The organism is Ramlibacter sp. (assembly GCF_028292805.1).
Classification (GTDB): Bacteria; Pseudomonadota; Gammaproteobacteria; order Burkholderiales; family Burkholderiaceae_C; genus Ramlibacter.
On the sequence record NZ_JAQGLS010000185.1, the window covers coordinates 1 to 22,847 of the forward strand.

Below are 22,847 nucleotides of genomic sequence, written 5' to 3' on the forward strand. Positions count from 1 at the left end.
TGGCCCGGCGCCGCTTTCAGTCGGCGGCGGAAGAGGACTGCCCTTCGCTGCCGCCCTGCCCCGCGGGTTTGCGGCGCCGCCGCCGGCGCTTGCGCGGCGCGTCGCCGCCAGCGGATTCGCCCTCGCCTTCGGCCTCGTCGGTGTCCTCGCCCGGTTGCGGCTGGCTGCGCAGCGGCGCCGATTCGGCATCGAGCGCGGGCGCCGGCGCGGCCGGCGCACGCACGGTGCGCACGCGGCGCTGGTTCTTCTGCTGCTCATCGCGCAGCTGCTCGACCAGGTCTTCGCGGACGGCGTCGCTGGCCAGGCTGAACTCCTGCCACCAGTCGGCCAGCACCACGTCGATTTCGCCGACGTCGGCGCGCAATCGCATGAAATCGAAGGCGGCGCGAAAGCGCGGCTGCTCCACCAGGCTGAACGGCGTGCTGCCCACGCGCTTTTCGAAGCGCGGCTGCATCATCCAGATCTCGCGCATGTCGGCGCCGAGCTTGCCCCGGCCGGAGATGTCGCCGATGCGCGACTCGAACACTTCGTCGATCGCATCCTGCAGCGCCGGGAACGGATGCTGCTTGCGGGCCAGCCGCTGCGCCCAGCCGTCGCGCACGTCGGCCCACAGCACGCAGGCCAGCAGGAAACTGGGCGCCACCGGCTTGCTTTCACCCACGCGGCGGTCGGTGTCCTGCAGCGCGGCCCGCACGAACGGCTGCTCGGCGCGCTCGACCACCAGGTCCAGCAGCGGATAGATGCCGCGCGCCATGCCCAGCGCCTTGAGCTGCTCGATGGTCGCCAGCGAGTGGCCGGTCTGCAGCAGCTTGAGCATCTCGTCGAACAATCGGCTTTGCGGCACCTCGTCCAACAGGCGCAGGCTGGGCAGCAGCGGCGCCTTGGTCTTGGGCTCGAGCTGGAAGCCCAGGGCGGCCAGCTTGGACATGAAGCGCACCGCGCGGATGATGCGCACCGGGTCTTCGCGATACCGCGTGGCCGGGTCGCCGATCATTCGGATCAGCAGCTTCTTGGCGTCCCGGATGCCGTTGTGGTAGTCCACCACGATGCGCCGCTCGGGGTCGTAGTACATCGCATTGATGGTGAAGTCGCGGCGCGCAGCGTCTTCTTCCTGCGGGCCCCAGACGTTGTCGCGCAGCACCCGGCCGGTGGAGTCGACCGCGTGCTTCATGCCCGCCAGCTCGCTCTTGCTGGTGCGCTCGTTGCCGCTGACGGACTCGGCCGCGGCACTGTCCATGTAGGCGCGGAAGGTCGAGACTTCGATCACCTCGTGCTCGCGGCCACGGCCGTACACCACGTGGACGATGCGAAAGCGCCGGCCGATGATGAAGGCGCGCCGGAACAGGCCCTTGACCTGCTCCGGCGTGGCGTTGGTGGCCACGTCGAAGTCTTTCGGCCGCAGCCCCACCAGCAGGTCGCGCACAGCGCCGCCCACGATGTAGGCGTCGAAACCGGCGTCCTTGAGGGTGTGCACCACGTTGAGGGCGCGCTCGTCGACCAGGGCGGGGTCGATCCCGTGTTCCTCGGGTCCGACCTCCTGGCGCGTGCCGAATTTGGGGGCCTTGCGGCTCGCGCTGCCCAGCAGCTTGTCGATGAATCGTTTGATCATTGGAAGAGATCGAGTATGCGCCAGCCGCGCTCCTGCGCGATGGCGCGCAGGCCGGGGTCGGGGTTGGTGGCCACCGGATGGTCCACCCGCTCCAGCAGGGGCAGGTCGTTGGTTGAATCGGAATAGAAGGTGGTGGCGACGTCGTCCCAGGCCAGCCCGCGCGCGGCCAGCCACTGCTGCACGCGCACCACCTTGCCCTCGCGCATGGACGGCACGCCGGCGATGCCGCCGGTGATCCAGCCGCCGCCGTCGCGCTCCAGCTGCACCGCGATCAGCTCGGCGACGCCGAACACCGCCGCGATCGGCCGCGTGACGAACTCGTTGGTGGCGGTGACGATCGCCACCAGGTCGCCCGCGTCCTGGTGCGAGCGCACCAGCCCCAGCGCGGCCGGCCGCACCGCCGGCAGGATCCAGTCGCGCATGAAGCGCTCGTGGGCCGCCACGGCCTGGGCTTCGCCGCGCAGCCGGACGGCTTCGACGGCAAAGCGCACGTAATCGTGCACGTCCAGCGTGCCGGCGATGTAGTGCGCATAGAACGCGTCGTTGCGGCGCTTGAATTCGACCTTGTCGGTCCAGCCGATCTGCTGGGTGAATTCGCCCCAGGAGAAGTCCGAGTCGATCGGCAGCAGGGTGTGGTCGAGGTCGAACAGCGCGACCCGTTGTTTGCCGCTCACGCGTTCTCCAGCATGGACTTGATCAAGGGAATGGTGATGGCGCGCTGGGTCTGCAGCGCATAGGCGTCCAGGTGCTCCAGCAACTGCATCAGGCTGCCCAGGTCGCGCGAAAAGCGCGTCAGGATGAAGTCCATCACGTCGTCGCCGAGGAACACGCCGCGCGCGTCGGCTTCTTGGCGCAGCACGGCGCGGCGCTCGGGCTCGCTCAGCACGTGCAGCTGGAACACGTGGCCCCAGCCCAGGCGCGTGCGCAGATCTTCGCGCAGCTTCAGGTCGGCCGGCGGCAGCAGGCCGGCCGCCAGCACGCCCCGCTGCAGCGTCTGCGCCTGCACGAACCAGGCGAACGCCGCGTGCTGCTGCACCGCGTTGTACAGGTGCGTGTCGTCCAGCAGCAGCACCGCCCAGCGCTCGTCGAACTCCGGCGGCTCGGCGATGCTGGGGTCGAGCCAGCCGACGCTGGCGCCCTGCTCGCGCAGCGCGGCTTCCACCGCCTGCAGCAGGTGCGTCTTGCCGCTGCCGGAGCCGCCCCACAGGTAGGTGGGCACGGGCGAGCGGGTCGGGCTGCCGCCCCACAGTTGCAGGTGGCGCCAGGCCGCCTCGTTGGGCCCGGCCAGGAAGCTGCCCAGGCTGGGCGCGCGGGCCAGGCCGATGTCGAGGGCAAGCTGCTTCATGGGCATGGCATCAGGCGTTGTAGAGCGGGCTGGACAGGTAGCTGGCGCGCATGCGGCGGATCGCCACCAGCAGCACCGCGCTGGCCGGCAGCGCGACCAGCACGCCGACGAAACCGAGCAGCTGGCCGAAGGCGAGCAAGGCGAAGATCACCGCCAGCGGATGCAGGCCGATGCGCTCGCCCACCAGCCGCGGCGTGAGAAACAGGCTTTCGAACACCTGGCCCAAGCCGTACACGACGCCGACCATCGCGACCGCCTTGAGCGGGGTGAATTCCAGCAAACCGGCCACCAGCGCCAGCACCAGGCCGAGCCCGAAACCGACATAGGGCACGAACATGGCCAGCCCGGTGAACACGCCGATCGGCAGCGCCAGGTCCAGGCCGAACAGCGCCAGGCCGGCACTGTAGAACACCGCCATGGTCACCATCACCAGCGCCTGGCCGTGCAGATACTGGCCCAGCACGCCGTCGGCCTCGTCGGTGAACGAGTCGACGGCGGGGCGGGCCCGCGGCGGCACCAGCTCCAGCACCCGCGCCACCACCTGTTTCCAGTCCAGCAGCAGGTAGAACAAGGCCACCGGGATCAGCACCGCGTTGCCGACGATGGCCAGCGTGATGCTGCCGCCCAGCTTGACCGAGGACCAGAGCGAGCCCAGGCCCTCGCCCCAGTTGGCGTTCAGGTATTCGACCAGCTGCAGCCGCAGGCTGGCCATGTCCAGGGAAATGTGGATGCCGAACTGCGCCAGCCAGGGCGACAGCGTGCCGTGCAGCCGGTCCAGCAACTGCGGCAGCTGCTCGCGCATCAGCGGCACCTCCTTGATCACCACCGGCACGATCAGCAGCACCACGCACAGCAGGGCCAGGATGAACAGCAGTTCGACCAGGATCACGGCCAGCACCCGCGGCAACCGGCCCTTGCCGGCGTGGTCCAGCCGGTCCACCAGCGGCGTCAGCGCATAGGCCAGCACCCCCGCCACCACGAACGGCGTCAGCACCGGGCCGAGCGACCAGAGCGCCAGCACGGTGAGCGCCGCGATGCCGGTCCAGGCAGCGGCCCGCTTCTGCGTCGGGGTGAATTGCATCGAGGGGGTGCGGCCGCGCTCAGCGCAGCTGCAGGTCCTCGTCGCTGAAGCGGATGCCCAGCGGCTCGACCAGCAGTTGCTTGGGCCCGGCTTCCAGGCTGCCGGCCAGCGTGGCGGCGACGCCGAGCGACTGCGCCACTTGGACGGTGCGCTGCGCGTCGGCCGCCGGCACGAACAGCGCGAACCCGGCGCCCATGTTCAAGGTGCTGTAAGCCTCGCGGTCGTCCTGGCGCGCCTGCTGCTGGATGAAGCGCAGCACCGGCGGCACTGGTGGCAGCGTGTGGATGCGGTAGGTCAGCTGGGCTGGATGGCGCAGCAGCTTGCGCCAGCCGTGGCCGGTGATGTTGGAGCAGTAATGCGGAATGATGCCGGCCTGGTACAAGGCTTCGGTCACCGGCGAATACAGCAGCGTCGGCGCCAGCAAGGCCTCGCCGTAGGTCGAACCGTCCTCCAGCCGCGTCAGGTAGCCCTGGGGCAGGCGCTCGACCAGCTTGCGCGCCAGGCTCAGGCCGTTGGCGTGGATGCCGCTGGAGGCGAGCAGCACGATGGCGTCGCCGGCGGCCAGCTTGTCGCCCACCGACAACCGCTCCTTGGGGTTGACCAGGCCGGTGCAGGAGGCCGCCAGGTCGATCCGGCCGGCTTCGACGATGCCGGCCAGCGCCGGCGTCTCGCCGCCGCCCCAGGCCACGCCGCAGTCGTCACAGGCCTGCTTCCAGCCGGCCACCAGGGCCTGGGCGCGCTGGGCGTCGCCGAACCAGTCGGAGCCGCCGGCCGCCCAGTAGGCCTGCACCACCAGCGGGGTCGCGCCGACGGTGATCAGGTCGTTGATCGCCATGGCGATGGTGTCCTGGGCGATGCCGGCGTAGTAGCTCTTGCCGGTGAGCTGCTGCATCTCGTCGGCCACCAGCGACTTGGAACCCAGGCACTCCACGATGGAGGCCAGGTAGAACGGGCCGACGTCCACCACGTAGGCCGATTCGCCGCGGGAAGCCTGGATCTCGCTGAAGCCGTGGGCGCCCAGGTGGACGGCGGTGGCGGCGGCAGCCCGCTGCGCGGCGATCTTCAGGGGGTCGATCAGGTCGTAGTTGACGCCCGCCTGCTCATAACTGAGGGTGGCGGGCTGGCTGGCATCGGAATTCATGGGGCAAATTATCGCTGCTGTGCAGCAACGGCCGGAATCATCAACGCTGGAGGGTGCGCAGCTTTGCTGCGCACCGCCCCGCGCCCTAGTGCCGCGCCCGGCGCAAATCCGCGACCCGCTCGGCGATGGCGTCGATGTCGAGTGCGTCCTGCGCGTGCACGAGGTAAGTTTCCAGGTCGTCCACGGCGCTGCTGGTGTGGCCCTGCTCGGCATGGGCCAGGCCGCGGTCGCGGTACTCGGACCAGGCATCAGGCAGCAGCACCACCAGCCGGTTCTGCACCGCGATCACGCGTTGCCAGTCCTCCTGGGCCCGATGGATTTCCTTGAGGTTGCGCAGCATGCGCGCCAGGATGTCGCGCGGCGGCGCGGCCTGCAGGTACAGCCCCAGCGGCACTTCGAACTCGTCGATCAGGCCGCTGCGCCGCGTGTAGGGCTCCAGCCGCTCGGACAATTCCTCGCGCGACAGCGACTGGCCGGTGAACGGGTCGATCACCACCTGGCCCTTGGGCAGGTTGACCTTGACCATGAAGTGGCCGGGAAAGCAGACCCCGCGCGCATGCAAGCCGACGCCTTGCGCCAGCTCGATCCACAGCACCGCCAGCGAGATCTGGATGCCGCGCCGCGTGCGCAGCACCACGTTCAGATAGCTGTTGTCCGGATCGCAGTAGTCATTGACGTTGCCGCCGAAGCTCAAGTCGCGGAAAAAGAACTGGTTCAGGGTGCGCAGCCGCTGCAGCGGCGCGGCGTCGGCCGGGATGCGGCGCTTCAGGCGCGCCAGCAACTGGTCGACGTCGCCCAGCACCACCTGCAGGTCCAGGTCGGGATATTCGTCTTGCGCCAGGCTGGCCGCCGCCTCCAGCAGCGGCAGCTGGTCGTCGCTCTGCACCAGCGTCCTGAAATAATCCAGCGACGTGGGCGCAGTGAATTGCATTGACATGGGGTCTTTGTAATGGACGGGCCAGTGCCCGTCAACCTGCGCTGCAGCCCGGCGTTCAGCGCGTGACAAATTGCCGCAGCCTGACGCCGGCAATTGCGAGCGCTACGAAATAGATAGCTGCGGACAGCGCCAGCGTACCTGTCATGGCGCCAACGCGCTTCCAGGGCTGGGCGCGCCACTCAAGCCAGGGCAGGTTGCCGGCGGCCCAGAGCAAAAAGGCGCCAAGCAAGGCGGTGCCGGCCAGCACCTGCAGCGCAAAGAGGCCCCAGCCTCTGGACGGCCGGTAGTTGCCGCCGCGCATCAGTCCCACCAGCAGCCAGCTGGCATTGATCAGGGCGCCGATGCCGATCGACCAGGCCAGGCCCGCGTGGGCCAGCCACGGCACCAGCGCAATATTCAGCAGCTGGGTGATCACCAGCACCACGACGGCGATGCGCACCGGCGTGCGCATGTCGCGGTTGGCGTAAAAGCCCGGCGCCAGCACCTTGATGGCCACCAGCCCGAGCAGGCCGACGCCGTAACCGGTCAACGCCAGCGCGACCTGGGCGACGTCGCTGTCCCGGAACGCGCCGTAGTGGAACAGCGTGGCCACCAGCGGTTGCGAGAACACCAGCAAGGCCATCGCGCTCGGCACGCTCAGCAGAACGACCAGCCGCAAGCCCCAGTCGAGCATGGCGGAATAGCGCTCGGGGTCGTTGGCCGCCTTGGCCGACGCCAGCTGCGGCATCAGCACGACGCCCAGGGCGACGCCCAGCAGCGCGGTAGGAAACTCCATCAGCCGGTCGGCGTAGAACAGCCAGGTGACGCTGCCCGGCCGCAGCCAGGAGGCGATCTGGGTGTTGATCAGCAGCGAGATCTGCGCCACCCCCACGCCCAGCAGCGCCGGCGCCATGGTCCGCAGCACGCTGCGCACCCCTTCGTCCCGCCAGGCCGCGCGCACGCTGGACCAGCCCAGGCCGATGCGCGGCATCAGGCCCAGCCGGCGCAGCACCGGCACCTGCACCGCCAGCTGCAGCACGCCGCCGGCCATGACGCCCGCCGCCATCGCATAGATCGGCTCGATGCCCATGGAGGCGAACCAGGGCGCGCCGAGCCAGGCCGCCACGATCAGGCAGAGGTTGAGCAGGACCGGGGTGGCGGCCGGCACCGCGAACCGCTTCCAGGTGTTGAGGATCCCGGCCGCCAGCGCCACCAGCGACATGAAGCCGATGTAGGGGAACATCCAGCGCGTCATCAGGACCGCCGCCTCGAAACTGTGCGGGTTGTTCTTGAAGCCGCTGGCTAGCGCCCAGACCAGCACCGGCGCGCCCACCACACCGAGGACGCAGACAAGCAGCAAGGCCCAGCTCAGCAGCGTCGCAACTTGGGAAATGAGCAAGTGCGTGGCGGCCTCGCCGTCGGCCTCCTTGCTGTGCGCCAGGGCCGGCACGAAAGCCTGGCTGAAGGCGCCCTCGGCGAACAGCCGGCGAAACAGGTTGGGGATGCGGAAGGCGACATTGAAGGCGTCCGTCATCGCGGTGGCGCCAAAGGCCGCCGCCATCAGCAGGTCCCGGACCAGCCCGGTGATGCGGGACGCGAGGGTCAGGAGGGAGACGGTGCCGGCGGCTTTGAGAAGACTCACCGGCGCGAGTGTAGCCCGCCCTCCCCGGCGGCAAATCCCCTGCGCTGGCCCGGATGCGGCTGCGGGCTATAATCGCGGGCTTTGCTGCTGGCAACATCCTCAGACACGTAAGGAATTCATCATGGCATCAGCCAAACCCAAGAAAAAGAACCCGCGCCTGGCGTCGGGCCGCAAGCGCGTCCGCCAGGACGTCAAGCTCAACGCCGCCAACACGTCGCTGCGCTCCAAGTACCGCACCGCGGTGAAGAACGTCGAGAAGGCGGTCGTCGCCGGCGACAAGGCCAAGGCGACCGAACTGTTCGCCAAGGCCCAATCGATCGTGGACACGGTTGCCGACAAGGGCATCTTCCACAAGAACAAGGCAGCTCGCGACAAGAGCCGCCTGTCGGCCAAGGTCAAGGCCCTGGCCGCCGCAACCCCCGCCGCCTGATCACCCCCAGGCCAAGCCCGGAGGCTCACGCCTCCGCCGTTTGATTCGGGTGCGCTGCCAGCACAGCAAAAAGCAGAAAACCGCCTTCGGGCGGTTTTTTGTTGCCTGCAGCGAAGCCGCGCCATTGCTTTTGCCCCGCCCCGCCCCGCCCCGGCGACGACGAAGTCAGGGTTCCCGGTCCGGCAACAGGCAGGCTTCGCCCACCTGCAGATCGTTGTCCTTGGCGAAGTTGAGCACGAAGTCCCAGGCCATCGGCTCGAGGCCGCGCAGTTCGCTGTTGACGACCACGCACTTGACGCCGTTGATCACCGTGGGCACGCACCACGGTGAATAGCTCAGGTGACTGCCGGGCTGGGCGCCGCCGGGGCGGAACGAGCTCATCACGCCCGCCAGCCGTTCCGCCCAGTCGCTGGGTCGGAAGGTGCGTCCATCCGAGGTGATGCCCTGGATGAACACTTCTTTGGCGGAGCTTGAAACCATGGAGTGCGGGAGCGCTGGAACGTTGGGAGGAAAGGCCGCCGGAAAAACCGGTTGCTGCAGCGCACAAGTATTCTATCTTATATAAGAGTTGGCGCCGCGGACCGGGCTTGCGCGGCATCGCAGTGATGCGGAATTCTCAAGCAATCCACGCAAGCCGTGTGCCTACAATCGTGCTCCAGCGGCTCATTCGTTGAGCCGATTTCATTTGCGCGAAGAGGAAAGCAATGGCCCACATCGAGGCGACGTCGCCCCACACCATGAACACCTACGGCCGGCTGCCGATCGCCTTGTCGCATGGCGAAGGCGTGCACGTGTGGGACGTCAACGGCAAACGCTACCTGGATGCGCTGGCGGGCATCGCCGTCAACACCCTGGGCCACAACCACCCCAAGCTGGTGCCGGCGCTGCAGGACCAGGTCGCCAAGATCATCCACAGCTGCAACTACTACCACGTGCCCGACCAGGAAAAGCTGGCGGCCAAGCTGGTGGAGCTATCGGGCATGACCAACGTCTTCTTCGGCTCCACCGGGCTGGAGGCGAACGAGGCCGCGATCAAGCTGGCGCGCAAGTTCGGCCACGACCGCGGCATCGAGCGGCCCGAGATCGTGGTCTACGAAAAGGCCTTCCACGGCCGCAGCATCGCCACGCTCTCGGCCACCGGCAACGACAAGGTGCAAAAGGGGTTCGGTCCGCTGGTGGACGGCTTCATCCGCGTCCCGCTCAACGACATCGACGCCCTGCGGGCGGCGACCGACGGCAACAAGAGCGTGGTGGCCGTGTTCTTCGAGACCATCCAGGGCGAAGGCGGCATCAACGCGATGCGCATCGACTATCTGCAACAGGTGCGCGAGTTGTGCGACCAGAAGAACTGGCTGCTGATGATCGACGAGGTGCAATGCGGCATGGGCCGCACCGGCAAGTGGTTCGCCCACCAGTGGGCCGGCATCGTGCCCGACGTGATGCCGCTGGCCAAGGGCCTGGGCTCGGGCGTTCCCATCGCCGCGGTGGTGGCCGGCCCCAAGGCGGCGGAGATCTTCCAGCCGGGCAACCACGGCACCACCTTCGGCGGCAACCCGCTGGCGATGCGGGCCGGCGTCGAGACCATCCGCATCATGGAAGAGGACGGGCTGCTGGACAACGCCTCGCGCGTCGGCGCCCACCTCAAAGGCGCGCTGGCGCGCGAGCTCGGCGCCCTGCGCGGCGTGACGCAGATCCGTGGCGCCGGCCTGATGATCGGCATGGAGCTGGGCAAGAACTGCAATGTGCTGACCCAGCGCGCGGCCGACAACGGCCTGCTGATCAGCGTGACTGCCGACAACGTGGTCCGGCTGTTGCCGCCGCTGATCATGACCGAGGCGCAGGCTGACGAAGTGGTCGCCATCCTGGCGCCGCTGGTGCGGGAGTTCCTGGACCAATGAACATGCCGAACCCGATCCGCCACTTCCTGCAGTTCAGCGACCTCACCGCGGCGGAACACCACTGGATCCTGCAGCGCGCGGCCGTGCTCAAGGCCAAGTTCAAGCGCTACGAGAAGCACCATTCGCTGGCCGACCGGACCATGGCCATGATTTTCGAGAAGGCCTCGACCCGCACGCGGGTCAGCTTCGAGGCCGGCATGTACCAGCTGGGCGGCTCGGTGGTGCACCTGACCACCGGCGACAGCCAGCTCGGCCGGGCCGAACCGATCGAGGACAGCGCCAAGGTGATCAGCCGCATGGTCGACCTGGTGATGATCCGCACCTTCGGCCAGGACAAGATCGAGACTTTCGCCGAGCACTCGCGGGTGCCGGTGATCAACGGCCTGACCAACGAGTTCCACCCCTGCCAGATCCTGGCGGACATCTTCACCTTTCTGGAGCACCGCGGCCTGGACGCGCAAGGCCGACCCGACCCGGCGCTGATGCGGGGCAAGGTGGTGGCCTGGGTCGGCGATGGCAACAACATGGCCAACACCTGGCTGCAGGCCGCCGAGCTGCTGGGCTTCACGGTGCACCTGAGCACCCCCAGCGGCTACGAGGTCGACCAGACCGTGGCCGGCATCCGCAGCCGCGACAGCTACAAGGTGTTCACGGACCCGATGCAGGCCTGCCGCGGCGCCGACCTGGTGACCACCGACGTCTGGACCAGCATGGGCTTCGAGGCCGAGAACGAAGAGCGTCGCAAGGCTTTTGCCGACTGGCGCGTCGACACCGAGATGATGCGCATGGCCAAGCCGGACGCGCTGTTCATGCACTGCCTGCCGGCCCACCGCGGCGAGGAAGTGGAAGCCGACGTGATCGACGGCCCGCAGTCGGTGGTCTGGGACGAAGCCGAGAACCGCATGCACGCCCAGAAGGCGCTGATGGAGTTTCTGCTGCTGGGGATGGTGGCGTAGCGCTAGTGCGCGGCCGCCCCATTCCGGTACCGCCCGCCCCCGGCGGCCCCGGCACCTTGCCGATCCGCACCAGCCGCTGCTCCACCGCAAACAAGGTGCGCCCCAGTTCGCCGGCCACCTGCTTCAGGGCGATTCCGGCGTCGAAGGCCGTCTCTGGCGGGCAATCTGCAGTTCCATCGTGCTCTCCTGGATCGAAGTGAAAGACTGGATTTCCATACAGCCATCCCGCAACGCGGGCACCACCCCCGCGGTTGACGCACGTGGTTGAAGCCGTGCATCCTTGCCTTGAATGCGGCGCATGCTGCGCGGCGTACCGCGTGGACTTCTCCGGCCACGAGCTGCAGGCAGCCGGCGGCAGCGTGCCCGACGGGCTGGCCGTCGAGGTTACCGCCAGCACCTGGCGCATGCGCGGCACCGACCATTCGCCACCGCGCTGCGCGGCGCTGACGGGCAAGGTCGGCGAGCGCGCCGCCTGCGGCATCTACGAGTGGCGGCCCAATCCCTGCCGCGAACTGGAGCCCGCCAGCGACGCCTGCGAGCGGGCCCGGGCGCGCCACGGCCTGTCGCCGTTGGCGCCCCGGATGCTTTAGGCCTCCACAACTATTTGGGGCGCTGTTGGAAGCAACCGACACCACGGCGCACCAGGCGGTGCACACTTTCCCGCATGGGCTCCGCCATCGCCTTGCAGGACTGCCGCGCGCTCGACGCGGCCGACCCGCTGCGGTCGCTGCGCGACCTGTTCACCCTGCCGGACGGGCTGATCTATCTCGATGGCAACTCGCTGGGACCGTTGCCCCGGGCCGCGCCCGAGCGCATCGCGCGCGCCGTGCAGCAGGAATGGGGCGAAGGCCTGATCCGCTCGTGGAACAGCGCCGGCTGGTTCGATCTGCCGCAGCGGCTGGGCGACCGGATCGCCAGCCTGGTCGGCGCCGGCCCGGGCCAGGTGGTGGCCACCGACAGCACTTCGGTCAACCTGTACAAGGTGCTCAGCGCGGCGCTGTCCATCGCGGCCGCGGACGGCCCGGGGCGCGACGTGGTCCTGAGCGAACGCAGCAACTTCCCCACCGACCTCTACATCGCCGAGGCGCTGTGCCGCGAGCGCGGCTTTCGCCTGCAGTTGCTGGAGCCGCACGAAATCGCCGGCGCCCTGGGCGCGGACAGCGCGGTGCTGATGCTCACGCACGTGAACTACCGCAGCGGCGCCATGCACGACATGCGGGCCTTGACGGCCGCCGCCCATGCCGCCGCTGCGCTCGCCGTCTGGGACCTGGCGCACAGCGCCGGCGCGGTCGAGGTCGACCTGACCGGCGCCGACGCCGACTTTGCCGTCGGCTGCGGCTACAAGTACCTCAATGGCGGCCCCGGCGCGCCGGCCTTCGCCTGGGTCCACCCGCGCCACGCCGACCGCTTCTGGCAGCCGCTGGCCGGCTGGTGGGGCCACGCCGCGCCGTTCGCCTTCACGCCCGACTACCGTCCCGCCGCCGGCGTTGGCCGCTACCTGTGCGGCACCCAGCCGATCCTGAGCATGATCGCGCTGGAATGCGGGTTGGCCGTGTTCACGGCGGCGCAGGCGCTGGGCGGCATGCCGGCGCTGCGCCGCAAGTCGCTGGCGCTGACCGACCTGTTCATCGCGCTGGTGGAACAGCGTTGCGCCGGCCATGGGCTGGTGCTGGCCACGCCGCGCGATCATGCGCAACGCGGCTCTCAGGTCTGCCTGTCGCGCGAGCGCGGCGCCTGCGCGATCGTGCAGGCGCTGATCGCCCGCGGCGTGATCGGCGACTTTCGCGCCGGCGCGCCCGACATCCTGCGCTTTGGCTTCACCCCGCTCTACCTGGGTTTCGAGCAGGTGTGGCACGCCGTGGAGCAGCTGCGCCAGGTGCTGTCCGACCGCTCCTGGGAACGCTGCGAATTCAACCGCCCGCAGGCGGTCACCTGATGCAACCGACCAGGCCCGAAAACATCGTGCGCCAAGAGAAGGCCCAGCTGGATTTCAGCAAGGCCATGAGCTATGGCGACTACCTGCAGCTGGACCCGCTCCTGAGCGCGCAAAAGCCGCTGTCGCCGGACCACAACGAGATGCTGTTCATCATCCAGCACCAGACCAGCGAGCTGTGGATGAAGCTGATGCTGCACGAGCTGGCCGCGGCGATCGAACGCATTGCCAACGACCGGCTGCAGCCCGCCTTCAAGATGCTGGCCCGCGTGTCGCGCATCATGGAACAGCTGGTGCACGCCTGGGACGTGCTGGCCACGATGACGCCGGCCGAGTACAGCGCCATCCGCCCTTACCTGGCCAGCTCCAGCGGCTTCCAGAGCTGGCAGTACCGCTGTATCGAGTTCCGCCTGGGCAACAAGAATGCCGCCATGCTCAAGCCGCACGACCACCATGCCGACCGGCTGGCGGTGGTGCAGGCGGCCTATGAACTGCCCTCCCTCTACGACGAATCACTGCGCCTGCTGGCGCGGCGCGGCCTGCCGGTGCCGGCCAGCCACCTGGAACGCGACTGGACCCAGCCCTACGAGGGCAGCGACGCCGTCGAACAAGCCTGGCTGGTGGCCTACCGCAATCCCGAGCAGCACTGGGACCTGTACCAGCTGGGCGAGGAGCTGACCGACCTGGAAGACGCGTTCCGCCTCTGGCGCTTTCGCCACGTGACGACGGTGGAACGCATCATCGGCTTCAAGCGCGGCACCGGCGGCACCGGCGGCGTCAGTTACCTGCGCAAGATGCTGGACGTGGTGCTGTTCCCCGAGATCTGGAAGCTGCGCACGTCGCTCTAGAAGCCGGCGCCGTACAACCACGGCTGGTCCAGCAGCCGCGCCCCCAGCAGCCGCAAGCCCAGGTTGCGCGCCGCGCGCAACGGCCCTTGCGCGTGAAAGATCGTGCCATTGCGGCGCGCCCCGGCCTGCACCCTGGCCACCCGCTGCCAGCGGTTCAGCGCGTAGCGGCGGAACGCGGTCGGCACGTCGACCACGCGGTCGTCGGCGATGGCCAGCACCCGCTGCAGTTCGCGCGCGTCCTCGATCGCCATGCCGGCGCCCTGCGCCAGGTAGGGCCGCATCGGATGCGCGGCGTCGCCCAGCAGCGCCACCCGTCCTTGCGCCAGGCAGTCGGCCGAGCCCACCGGCGGCCGGTCGTGCAGCGCCCACAGGCGCCACTCGGGGATGGCAGCGATCTGGTCGCGCGCCTGGGCGCAGGCCGGCCCCAGCGCCGCCTCCAGTTCCGCGCGCACCGCCAGCTGGTCCCAGCTGCGCGGATCGCCGGCGACGCCGCCTTCGACCACGCAGACCGCATTGAGCACCTCGCCGCCACGCACCGGATAAGTGACCAGGTGCATGCGCGGCGCCAGCCAGACGGTGACTTCGCGGCTGCGCAGCGGCGGCGGCAGATCGGCCTGGCGCACCAGCCCGCGGTAGGCCAGGTGGCCGGTGACCGCGGGCGGTCCGTCGCGGACCACGCCGGCGCGCACCTCGCTCCACAGGCCGTCCGCGGCCACCAGGGCCTCGCCCTCCACCTCCGGACCGGGCCCGGCGCTGGCGCGGACGCAGCCGTCCAGCGTGCTGACACGCTCCACCTTGCGGCCGGTATGCAGCCGCAAGCCGGCCTCCATCGCCGCAGCCAGCAGGGCGGCCTGCAGGTCGGCGCGGTGCAGGGTCAGGTACGGCGCGCCGTAGCGCTGCTCCATGGCGCCGCCCAGCGGCAGGCTGGCCAGCTCGGCGCCGTCGACCCCGTCGCGCACCCGCAGCCGCTGCGGCTCGAAAGCCTGTTCGCGCAGCGCGCCTTCCAGCAAGCCCCACTCGCGCAGGATGCGCGTGGCGTTGGGCCCGAGCTGGATGCCGGCGCCCACCTCGGACAGGACCCAGGCCTGCTCGAACAGGCGCGCTTCCCAGCCGGCGCGCCGCGCCGCGATCGCCGCTGCCAGCCCGCCCAGGCCGCCACCCGCGATCAATAATTCGCGGCTCACTCCGCGAGCAACTGCCGCAACACGTACGGCAGGATGCCGCCGTGCAGGTAGTAGTCGACCTCGATCGGCGTGTCGATGCGCAGCGTCAGCGGCACTTCCTCGCGGCTGCCGTCGGTGCGGGTCACGATCAGCAGCGCCTCGCTTTGCGGGCGCAGCCCGCGGTCCGGGACGATGTCGATCAGCTCCGAGCCGTCCAGGCGCAGCGACTGCCAGGTGGCGCTGCCGCGGAACTGCAGCGGCAGCACGCCCATGCCCACCAGGTTGCTGCGGTGGATGCGCTCGAAGCTGCGCGCCACCACGGCCTTGATCCCGAGCAGCTGCGTGCCCTTGGCCGCCCAGTCGCGCGACGAGCCGGTGCCGTATTCCTCGCCCGCGAAGACCACGGTGGAGCGGCCTTCAGCGATGTACTTCATCGCCGCGTCGTACAGGAACATCTTCTCGGCGTTGCCCTGCGCGTCGCGGTAGATGCTCAGGCCGCCTTCCTCGCGCGAGCCGTCCGGGCCGGCCGGGATCATCAGGTTCTTGATGCGCACGTTGGCGAAGGTTCCGCGCATCATCACTTCATGGTTGCCGCGGCGCGCGCCGTAGCTGTTGAAGTCCGGCTTGAGCACGCCGTGCTCCTGCAGCCACATGCCGGCCGGCGAGCTGGCCTTGATCGAGCCGGCCGGCGAGATGTGGTCGGTGGTGATCGAGTCGCCGAACAGCGCGATGATGCGGGCGTCGCGCACCGCCAGCGGGTCGGTGCCGGCGCCTGCCACCGGCGGCTGCATGCTGAAGTCGTCGAAGAACGGCGGCTCGGCGATGTAGGTGCTGGTGGGCCAGGTGTAGGTGGCGCCGGCGACACCCTTGATGCGCTCCCACAGCTCGCCCGGCTCGGCCTTGACCTTGGCGTAATTGGCGCGGAAGGCCTTGCCGTTCATGGCGTACTTCATCAGCGCGTGGATCTCGTCGCTGGTCGGCCAGATGTCGCCCAGCCACACATCCTTGCCGTCGCTGCCCTTGCCCACCGGCTCGGTCATCAGGTCCTTGAGCACGGTGCCGGCGATGGCATAGGCCACCACCAGTGGCGGGCTGGCCAGGAAGTTGGCCTTCAGGTTCGGGTGGATGCGCGCTTCGAAGTTGCGGTTGCCCGACAGCACGGCGGCGCACACCAGGTCACCCTTGGTGATGGCTTCGTTGATCTCCGGCGTCAGGTCGCCGGCGTTGCCGATGCAGGTGGTGCAGCCGTAGCCGGCCAGCGAAAAGCCCAGCTTCTCCAGGTACGGCAGCAGGCCGGCTTCGGTCAGGTACTCGGTGACGATGCGCGAGCCGGGCGCCAGCGAAGTCTTGATGTGCGGCTGGACGCACAAGCCCTTTTCCACCGCCTTCTTCGCCAGCAGGCCGGCCGCCAGCAGCACGCCGGGGTTGGAGGTGTTGGTGCAGCTGGTGATGGCGGCGATCAGCACGTCGCCATTGCCGATGGTGATGTCCTGCGTTTCCACCACGGCCGGCACCGACAGCGCGCCGGCCGCCGCCAGCGTCGGCTTGTTGGCCTCCATCTCCATTTCGAAGCGCGGCGCCGCCAGCCGCGTGGGCGGGTTGGCCGGGGTGCGCTCGTCTCCTTCGCCGGCGCGCTGCAACTGCTGACGCGTGAGCAGCAGCTCGGGCGCCTGGTTGAAGCCGTTGTCGGCAGTGGGCATGGAAAACAGCGACTCGAAGGTGGCGGCCACCTTGCCCAGCTCGATGCGGTCCTGCGGGCGCTTTGGGCCCGACAGGCTGGGCGTGACGTCGCCCAGGTCGAGCTTGACCACGGCGGTGTAGTCGATCTCGCCTGGCATCGGCACGCCGAACATGCCCTGGGCGCGGAAGTAGGCCTCGAACGACTTGATCTGCTCGGTCGTGCGGCCGGTGCCCTCGAAGTACTCAATGGTCTTTTCGTCGACCGGAAAGAAGCCCATCGTCGCGCCGTATTCCGGCGCCATGTTGGCAATGGTGGCGCGGTCGGGCACCGACAGGCTACGGGTTCCCTCGCCGAAGAATTCGACGAACTTGCCCACCACCTTGTGCTTGCGCAGCTGTTCGGTGACGGTCAGCACCAGGTCGGTCGCGGTGCAGCCCTCGCGCAGCCGGCCGGTCAACTCGAAGCCGACCACGTCCGGCGTCAGGAAGTACACCGGCTGGCCCAGCATCGCGGCCTCGCCCTCGATGCCGCCCACGCCCCAGCCGACCACGCCGATGCCGTTGATCATGGTGGTGTGGCTGTCGGTGCCGACCAGCGAGTCGAAGTAGCTCACGCCGTCGGCGCCCTCATGGATGCCGCGCGCCAGGTACTCGAGGTTGACCTGGTGGACGATGCCGAATCCGGGCGGCACGACGCCGAAAGTCTGGAATGCCTGCATGCCCCACTTCATGAACTCGTAGCGCTCGCGGTTGCGCTGGAACTCGAGCTTCATGTTCAGGTCGATGGCGTCCGGGCGGCCGTAGTAGTCGACCATGATGGAGTGGTCCACCACCAGGTCCACCGGCACCAGCGGCTCGATCCGGCCCGCGTCCTTGCCCAGCCGCTGGGCCGCGCTGCGCATGGCGGCCAGGTCGGCCAGCAGCGGCACGCCGGTGAAGTCCTGCAACACCACGCGGGCCACCACGAAGGGGATCTCGGCCGTGCGGTCGGCCTGCGGAAACCAGTTGGCGACCTGCCGGACGTGCTCGGCAGTGACCTTCTTGCCGTCACAGTGGCGCAGCACGGACTCCAGCACGACCCGCATCGAGACGGGCAGGCGCTCGATCTTGGGGAATTCTTGGGCCAGCTTGGGCAGGGAGAACAGCTTGCCGGTGCGGCCGCCACCGGCCTTGAAGGACTTGAGGGTGTGGGCGAAAGCGTGTGTCATTCTCGGCCTCTGTCGTTGGTTTGGTCCATTGTGCCAACCCGGGGCTGCCCCGGGGGCGACGGGGAAAAACGGGCTGCGTTCAGGCCGGCAGGTAGCGCACGGCCAGCACGCCCTCGATCGCGCGCAAGGTGTCGAGCACCTGCTCGCTCACCGCGCTGTCCACGTCCACCAGCGTGTAGGCCATGTCGCCGCGCGACTTGTTGACCATGTTGTGGATGTTCAGGCCGGCATGGGCCATCGCCGTGGAGATCTGGCCCAGCATGTTGGGCACGTTGGCGTTGGCGATGGCAATGCGCCACCGCGACTCGCGCGGCATGTTCACCTGCGGGAAGTTGACCGCATTGGCGACGTTGCCGTGCTCCAGGAAGTCGCGCAGCTGGTCGGCGACCATCGCGGCGCAGTTGTCTTCCGCCTCGCGGGTGGAAGCGCCCAGGTGCGGCAGCGCGATCACGCGCGGCGCCGCCAGCACGCCCGCATGCGGGAAGTCGCAGACGTACCAGCCAAGGCGCCCGGCCTGCAGCGCCACGACCACGGCCGCATCGTCCACCACCCCTTCGCGGGAGAAATTCAGCAGCACCGCGCCGGGCCGCATGAAGCCCAGGTTGTCCTGGTTCACCAGGTGGCGGGTGGCGTCGACCAGGGGCACGTGCAGGCTGACGAAGTGGCAGTTCCGGAGCACGTCGGCCACGCTGGCCGCGCGCCTGACCTGCGCCGGCAGGCTCCAGGCGGCATCCACCGTGATCTCCGGGTCGTAGCCCAGCACGTCCATGCCCAGCTTGATGGCCGCGTCCGCCACCAGACAACCGATCTTGCCCAGGCCGACCACGCCCAGCGTCTGGCCGGCCAGCTCGAAGCCGGCAAAGGCTTTCTTGCCCTGTTCCACCGTCTGCTCCAGCCGCGGGTCGGCGCCGTCCAGGCCGGCCACGAAACGCTGCGCCGGCGCCAGGTTGCGCGCCGCCATCAGCATGCCGGCCAGTACCAGTTCCTTCACCGCATTCGCATTGCCGCCGGGTGCGTTGAAGACCGGCACGCCGCGCGCGCTCATCGCCGGCACCGGGATGTTGTCGGTGCCGGCGCCGCAGCGCCCGATCGCCACCACCGAGGCCGGGATCTCCATCGCGTGCAGGTCGGCCGAGCGCACCAGCAGCGCGTCGGGCCGGGCCACGTCCCTGGCCACCAGGAAACGCTCGGTGGGCAGCCGCTCCAGCCCCTTGGGCGAGATCTGGTTCAACAGCAGCACGGCCAAGGGCTGCGCCCTAGGCATGACCGGCCTCGAACTCCTTCATGTACTGCACCAGGGCCTGGACGCCTTCGATCGGCATCGCGTTGTAGATGGAGGCGCGCATGCCGCCGACCGAGCGATGCCCCTTGAGCTGGATCATGCCGCGCGCCTGCGCGCCCTGCAGGAACTCGGCATCGAGCGCGTCGTCCTTGAGCCAGAACGGCACGTTCATCAGCGAGCGGTCGGCCGGCGCCACCGGGTTGCGGTAGAAGCTGCTGGCATCCAGGCAGTCGTACAGCACCTTGGCCTTGGCGCGGTTGCGCGCCTCGATCGCGGCCATGCCGCCCATGGACTTGAAGTGCTGCAGCACCAGGCCCATGATGTAGATCGCGTAAGTGGGCGGCGTGTTGTACATCGAGTCGTTCTCGGCCTGCAGCTGGTAGTTGAAGGCCGAGGGCGTGATAGGCAATGCATGGCCCAGCAGGTCGTCGCGCACGATCACCACCGTCAGGCCCGAGGGGCCCATGTTCTTCTGGGCGCCGGCGTAGATCAGGCCATACTTGCTGACGTCGACCGGCCGCGACAGGATGTCCGACGACATGTCGGCCACCAGCGGCACGTCGCCGGTCTGCGGGGTCCAGTGGAACTGCACGCCGCCGATGGTTTCGTTGGAGCAGATGTGCACGTAGGCCGCGCCGGGGTCCAGCTTCCACTGCGACTGCGGCGGCAGCGCCGTGAACTTCGAGGCCTCGCCGCTCGCCGCCACGTTGATGGTGCCGAAGTTCTTCGCTTCCTTTTGCGACTTCTTCGACCAGTCGCCGGTGACGATGTAGTCGGCACGGCCGCCGCGGCCGATCAGGTTCATCGGCACGATGGCGTTTTCGCCGATCGCGCCGCCCTGCATGAACAGCACCTTGTAGTTGGCCGGGATTCCCATCAGCTCGCGCAGCGTGGCCTCGGCTTGGGCGTGGATGGAAAGGAACTCCTTGCCGCGATGGCTCATTTCCATCACCGACATGCCGCTGCCATGCCAGTCCAGCATCTCGGCGGCCGCCTGGCGCAGCACGGGCTCGGGCAGGGTGGCGGGACCGGGGCTGAAGTTGAAGACGCGGGTCATGCAGGTTCTCTCGTGGGGGGATGGTGCGGGGGCGAAACGCCTGGAGCGGGCAGCATACAAGAAGCCAAACCCCGGTGCCGGCGGCCGGCGTCACGACCATGACCCGGGAGGTCATGGAAAGCAGCGCCGCCTCGCCCCACCATCCGGCAATGGACACCGCCGCGGCCCAGCCTTCCCCCGCCCCGGCACGCCCTGCCGGGCCGCCGCCCAGCTTCGTCGAGCAGCTGCGCCACTGGCGCCAGGGCCGCGGCATCCGCCAGCTGAGCTGCGGGGAGAACGGCCGCTGCGCGCCCAGCCGCGAGATGGTGCCGCGGCTGGCCGAGCGGCTGGACGTGCCGCTGCCCGAGCGCAACGCGCTGCTGGAGGCCACCGGCTACGCGCCGAGGTAGCCCCAGCGGCCGCTGGACGCCCCCTGGCGCTCGCCCGCGCGGCCGTGCGATTGATCCTGAAAAGCCACGAGCCGCATCCGGCACTGGCGGTCGACCGGCACTGGGACCTGCCGGGCGCCAACGGCATGGTGCCGCACTTGCTGCAAGGGGTCGACCCGGCGCTGCTGCAAGGCCAGGTCGACTGCTGCGCCTGGGCCTGCCCCCGGCGGCCTGGCGCCGCGCATCGTCAACCCGGACCAGTGGCGCCACCACCTGCTCGAGCGGCCGCGCCAGCAGGTCCAGGCCACCCGCGGTGCCACGCTGGTAGCGTTGCTGGAGGAACTGCGCGCCTGCCCGGTGCCGGCGGACGGCGACGCCACGCGGCTGGACGGCGAGCTGCTCGGGGGGCGATGCCGTTGCGTTTTCGCACGCCGGGCGGCGGGCTGAACTTCATCAGCACCACCACGGTGTTCGGCACGCGCCGGTGGACATCACGCTGCAGGAACTGGCGCTGGAGATTTCTTTCCGGCGCACGCCGCGACGGCCGCGGCGCTGCGCGCCCTTGCCTCCTAGCCGGCCGGAGCCGGATCGACCGGCAGCGCATCATCCTCGTGGATCCGCGCCTCGAAGGCCCGCAGCCGCTTGTAGACCGAGATCAGTTCGACGATGGTGCTCCAGCTCAGGACCAGGTACTGGAACGATTCGGTCACCTTGTCGAAGGCCCGGGCGATCTGCTGCATCACGCCCAGGGTGATCACGCCGGCGGCGATGGTGGGGCCCATGGCGACCAGCGGCACCAGCACGCTGACCTGCAGGTATGACCACTTGACGACGTCGAAGTACAGGTAGTGGAAGAACAGGCGAAAGTAATTGAAGCGCACCTGCTGGAACAGCGACTGCGCCAGTGCCGGGGCGGCGCGGCCCGGGTCGTCCTCGCCGTACACCAGCTCCTTGCGGTAGGCCGCCTCCTCGCGCTGGTTCTGGAACTCCAGCCCCGGCAGCAGGATGCCGGTGAAAGCCAGGATGGCGGTACCGAACAGGGCCCAGACGATCGAGATCCATACCAGCGAATGCGGGATCGCGCCCAGGATCGGGATTTCGCTGACCTTGTCCGACAAGGCCCACAGGATGGGCAGGAAGGCCGCCAGCGTCATCAGGCTGCGCATCAGCTCCACGCCCAGGCCTTCCATGATGCGGGCGAAGCGCATGGTGTCCTCCTGCACCCGCTGCGCCGCGCCTTCCACAGTGCGCAACCTGGGCCAGAACGTCATGTAGTAGTCGTTCATGGCCTGGCGCCAGCGGAACACGTAATGCTTGACGAAGAAGTCCACCAGCACCGCCACGGTGATGTAGATCATCGCGATGCCCAGGAACGTCGACAGCTGGCTCCAGTACTGCGGCATCGTGATGCTGCCGGGCGCGCTCAGCGCTTTTTGCACCAGGTCGTAGAAGGTGCCGAACCACTCGTTGATCTGCACGTCCAGCTGCACGCGGTACCAGGTGGCCAGCAGGATGAGCGCCGTGCCGAGGATCGACCAGGGCATCCAGCGGCGCGACAAGAAAAATGAACGGAACATCGACGGATCCTTGGAAGCGGTGCCGGGGATGCTACCCGGCCTGCCGATGGCCTTGCGACGCTCCTTTTTCCATAGCATCAGGCGATGAGCGAGGGCGGCTCAGCAGCGTTTTGTTCTGCAACTCGGCGTAGGCCGCCAGCACGCTGGCCGGTGGGCAATGGCGTACAGCGCGTGACGCAGACCGCCGACCCCGTCAGCGTGCCTGCCTTCGCACGATGGTTGCCAGACGGCGAACGGTGCGGCCAGCCGCCGCCCCCCGTCGTCCGCTCATCCAACTTTCCTCAAGAGGTGTTTTTCATGAAGACAGTCGCAAAACTCCAACTCGGCCTGATTGCGGCGGCGATGGCCGCCGGCATGAGCGTCGCCATGGCCCAGGGGGGCGCTGGCGGGGCCTCAGGATCAGGTGCCAGCGCCGGCGGCTCGGCCGGGGCTGGCTCAGGTGCCAACGCCGGCGGCGCGAGCACCGGCTCGGCCGGGACCGGCTCCGGCGCCGGCATGGGAACTGGCGGCACCGCTGCCGGCAGCGGCGGCATGGGCGCCTCGGGTGGTTCCTCGGGCACCAGCCTGGGTGCGTCCGGCAGCGGCAGCAGCGGCGGCACCGGCAGCAGCATGAGCGGCTCCAGCGGCAGCATGGGCAGCGGCAGCATGGGCAGCGGCAGCGGGGGCTCCACCTCGTCGATGAGCGGCAGCAGCGGCGGCTCCGGTTCCACCAT

21 protein-coding genes and 1 pseudogene are annotated in these 22,847 nt (G+C 69.1%); 9 read left to right on the top strand and 13 right to left on the bottom strand.

Annotation, left to right across the window (positions count from 1 at the left end):
• Positions 1-16 precede the first annotated feature (16 nt).
• The 7 genes from pcnB to murJ form a co-directional block, all read right to left on the bottom strand.
• A complete protein-coding gene (gene pcnB / locus JWP65_RS11350) occupies positions 17-1,609 on the bottom strand; it encodes a polynucleotide adenylyltransferase PcnB (protein ID WP_299763755.1) in 1,593 nt (530 codons plus the stop codon).
• Positions 1,606-2,283: an HAD family phosphatase gene (locus tag JWP65_RS11355; RefSeq protein ID WP_299763757.1), complete on the bottom strand. Its 678-nt coding sequence runs from the start codon at positions 2,281-2,283 to the stop codon at positions 1,606-1,608. The genes pcnB and JWP65_RS11355 overlap by 4 nt, the downstream gene beginning before the upstream one ends.
• A complete protein-coding gene (hda, locus tag JWP65_RS11360; RefSeq protein ID WP_299763759.1) occupies positions 2,280-2,954 on the bottom strand; it encodes a DnaA regulatory inactivator Hda in 675 nt (224 codons plus the stop codon). The genes JWP65_RS11355 and hda overlap by 4 nt, the downstream gene beginning before the upstream one ends.
• 10 nt (positions 2,955-2,964) lie before the next feature.
• On the bottom strand, positions 2,965-4,035 hold the full coding sequence (locus JWP65_RS11365) for an AI-2E family transporter (RefSeq protein ID WP_299763761.1): 1,071 nt from the start codon (positions 4,033-4,035) through the stop codon (positions 2,965-2,967).
• Positions 4,036-4,054: 19 nt separating this feature from the next.
• Entirely contained in the window at positions 4,055-5,176 is a 1,122-nt protein-coding gene (locus JWP65_RS11370) for an AIR synthase related protein (RefSeq protein ID WP_299763763.1), read from the bottom strand.
• Between the two features lie 85 nt (positions 5,177-5,261).
• The gene (locus JWP65_RS11375; protein ID WP_299763765.1) at positions 5,262-6,113 is read right to left on the bottom strand and encodes a tetratricopeptide repeat protein; all 852 of its coding nucleotides are present in this window, start codon (positions 6,111-6,113) and stop codon (positions 5,262-5,264) included.
• A gap of 55 nt (positions 6,114-6,168) precedes the next feature.
• Entirely contained in the window at positions 6,169-7,734 is a 1,566-nt protein-coding gene (murJ, locus tag JWP65_RS11380; protein WP_299763767.1) for a murein biosynthesis integral membrane protein MurJ, read from the bottom strand.
• 121 nt (positions 7,735-7,855) lie between these two features.
• Here murJ and rpsT point away from each other — a divergent pair, with 121 nt between their 5' ends.
• A complete protein-coding gene (gene rpsT, locus JWP65_RS11385; RefSeq protein WP_299763769.1) occupies positions 7,856-8,164 on the top strand; it encodes a 30S ribosomal protein S20 in 309 nt (102 codons plus the stop codon).
• 165 nt (positions 8,165-8,329) lie between these two features.
• Here rpsT and JWP65_RS11390 read toward each other — a convergent pair whose 3' ends face one another.
• Positions 8,330-8,644, bottom strand: a complete 315-nt coding sequence (locus JWP65_RS11390) for a DUF3579 domain-containing protein (RefSeq protein WP_299763771.1) — start codon at positions 8,642-8,644, stop codon at positions 8,330-8,332.
• Positions 8,645-8,868: 224 nt separating this feature from the next.
• Between JWP65_RS11390 and JWP65_RS11395 the strand changes: the two genes are divergently transcribed.
• The 5 genes from JWP65_RS11395 (at position 8,869) to kynA (ending at position 13,799) form a co-directional block, all read left to right on the top strand.
• Entirely contained in the window at positions 8,869-10,062 is a 1,194-nt protein-coding gene (locus tag JWP65_RS11395; RefSeq protein WP_299763773.1) for an aspartate aminotransferase family protein, read from the top strand.
• A complete protein-coding gene (argF, locus tag JWP65_RS11400; protein WP_299763775.1) occupies positions 10,059-11,018 on the top strand; it encodes an ornithine carbamoyltransferase in 960 nt (319 codons plus the stop codon). The genes JWP65_RS11395 and argF overlap by 4 nt, the downstream gene beginning before the upstream one ends.
• Positions 11,019-11,290: 272 nt before the next feature.
• Entirely contained in the window at positions 11,291-11,608 is a 318-nt protein-coding gene (locus JWP65_RS11405) for a YkgJ family cysteine cluster protein (RefSeq protein WP_299763777.1), read from the top strand.
• A 74-nt stretch (positions 11,609-11,682) separates the two neighbouring features.
• Positions 11,683-12,954 (top strand): kynureninase, encoded by a 1,272-nt coding sequence (gene kynU, locus JWP65_RS11410; protein WP_299763778.1) that lies wholly within the window; start codon positions 11,683-11,685, stop codon positions 12,952-12,954.
• On the top strand, positions 12,954-13,799 hold the full coding sequence (gene kynA, locus JWP65_RS11415) for a tryptophan 2,3-dioxygenase (protein ID WP_299763780.1): 846 nt from the start codon (positions 12,954-12,956) through the stop codon (positions 13,797-13,799). The genes kynU and kynA overlap by 1 nt, the downstream gene beginning before the upstream one ends.
• Here the strand turns inward: kynA and JWP65_RS11420 are convergent.
• From JWP65_RS11420 to serC, 4 genes are all read right to left on the bottom strand, one after another.
• Positions 13,796-14,983 carry an FAD-dependent monooxygenase gene (locus JWP65_RS11420; protein WP_299763782.1) on the bottom strand — a complete coding sequence of 396 codons (1,188 nt, stop codon included), beginning with the start codon at positions 14,981-14,983 and terminating at the stop codon, positions 13,796-13,798. The genes kynA and JWP65_RS11420 overlap by 4 nt on opposite strands.
• Positions 14,980-17,850, bottom strand: a complete 2,871-nt coding sequence (locus tag JWP65_RS11425; RefSeq protein ID WP_299763784.1) for an aconitate hydratase — start codon at positions 17,848-17,850, stop codon at positions 14,980-14,982. Before JWP65_RS11425 ends, JWP65_RS11420 begins: the two co-directional genes overlap by 4 nt.
• A gap of 79 nt (positions 17,851-17,929) precedes the next feature.
• Entirely contained in the window at positions 17,930-19,114 is a 1,185-nt protein-coding gene (locus tag JWP65_RS11430; RefSeq protein WP_299763786.1) for a phosphoglycerate dehydrogenase, read from the bottom strand.
• On the bottom strand, positions 19,107-20,189 hold the full coding sequence (gene serC / locus JWP65_RS11435) for a 3-phosphoserine/phosphohydroxythreonine transaminase (protein WP_299763788.1): 1,083 nt from the start codon (positions 20,187-20,189) through the stop codon (positions 19,107-19,109). Before serC ends, JWP65_RS11430 begins: the two co-directional genes overlap by 8 nt.
• Before the next feature lie 149 nt (positions 20,190-20,338).
• Here serC and JWP65_RS20125 point away from each other — a divergent pair, with 149 nt between their 5' ends.
• Both JWP65_RS20125 and JWP65_RS20130 read left to right on the top strand, forming a co-directional pair.
• On the top strand, positions 20,339-20,578 hold the full coding sequence (locus tag JWP65_RS20125) for a hypothetical protein (RefSeq protein WP_367280497.1): 240 nt from the start codon (positions 20,339-20,341) through the stop codon (positions 20,576-20,578).
• Between the two features lie 44 nt (positions 20,579-20,622).
• Positions 20,623-20,739, top strand: a pseudogene (locus JWP65_RS20130) (transcriptional regulator); the annotation flags it as partial.
• 387 nt (positions 20,740-21,126) lie between these two features.
• Here JWP65_RS20130 and sbmA read toward each other — a convergent pair.
• Positions 21,127-22,134 (bottom strand): peptide antibiotic transporter SbmA, encoded by a 1,008-nt coding sequence (gene sbmA, locus JWP65_RS11445; RefSeq protein ID WP_299763790.1) that lies wholly within the window; start codon positions 22,132-22,134, stop codon positions 21,127-21,129.
• A 297-nt stretch (positions 22,135-22,431) separates the two neighbouring features.
• Between sbmA and JWP65_RS11450 the strand changes: the two genes are divergently transcribed.
• Positions 22,432-22,847, top strand: a 416-nt coding sequence (locus JWP65_RS11450; protein ID WP_299763792.1) for a hypothetical protein, incomplete at its 3' end; no start/stop codon positions are given.

Bases quoted from the DNA above. Each gene is read 5' to 3' on its own strand.
- pcnB (WP_299763755.1), bottom strand. From the start codon at position 1,609: ATGATCAAACGATTCATCGACAAGCTGCTGGGCAGCGCGAGCCGCAAG.
- hda (WP_299763759.1), bottom strand. From the start codon at position 2,954: ATGAAGCAGCTTGCCCTCGACATCGGCCTGGCCCGCGCGCCCAGCCTG.
- JWP65_RS11365 (WP_299763761.1), bottom strand. From the start codon at position 4,035: ATGCAATTCACCCCGACGCAGAAGCGGGCCGCTGCCTGGACCGGCATC.
- JWP65_RS11370 (WP_299763763.1), bottom strand. From the start codon at position 5,176: ATGAATTCCGATGCCAGCCAGCCCGCCACCCTCAGTTATGAGCAGGCG.
- JWP65_RS11375 (WP_299763765.1), bottom strand. From the start codon at position 6,113: ATGTCAATGCAATTCACTGCGCCCACGTCGCTGGATTATTTCAGGACG.
- rpsT (WP_299763769.1), top strand. From the start codon at position 7,856: ATGGCATCAGCCAAACCCAAGAAAAAGAACCCGCGCCTGGCGTCGGGC.
- JWP65_RS11390 (WP_299763771.1), bottom strand. From the start codon at position 8,644: ATGGTTTCAAGCTCCGCCAAAGAAGTGTTCATCCAGGGCATCACCTCG.
- JWP65_RS11395 (WP_299763773.1), top strand. From the start codon at position 8,869: ATGGCCCACATCGAGGCGACGTCGCCCCACACCATGAACACCTACGGC.
- argF (WP_299763775.1), top strand. From the start codon at position 10,059: ATGAACATGCCGAACCCGATCCGCCACTTCCTGCAGTTCAGCGACCTC.
- kynU (WP_299763778.1), top strand. From the start codon at position 11,683: ATGGGCTCCGCCATCGCCTTGCAGGACTGCCGCGCGCTCGACGCGGCC.
- kynA (WP_299763780.1), top strand. From the start codon at position 12,954: ATGCAACCGACCAGGCCCGAAAACATCGTGCGCCAAGAGAAGGCCCAG.
- JWP65_RS11425 (WP_299763784.1), bottom strand. From the start codon at position 17,850: ATGACACACGCTTTCGCCCACACCCTCAAGTCCTTCAAGGCCGGTGGC.
- JWP65_RS11430 (WP_299763786.1), bottom strand. From the start codon at position 19,114: ATGCCTAGGGCGCAGCCCTTGGCCGTGCTGCTGTTGAACCAGATCTCG.
- serC (WP_299763788.1), bottom strand. From the start codon at position 20,189: ATGACCCGCGTCTTCAACTTCAGCCCCGGTCCCGCCACCCTGCCCGAG.
- JWP65_RS20125 (WP_367280497.1), top strand. From the start codon at position 20,339: ATGGACACCGCCGCGGCCCAGCCTTCCCCCGCCCCGGCACGCCCTGCC.
- sbmA (WP_299763790.1), bottom strand. From the start codon at position 22,134: ATGTTCCGTTCATTTTTCTTGTCGCGCCGCTGGATGCCCTGGTCGATC.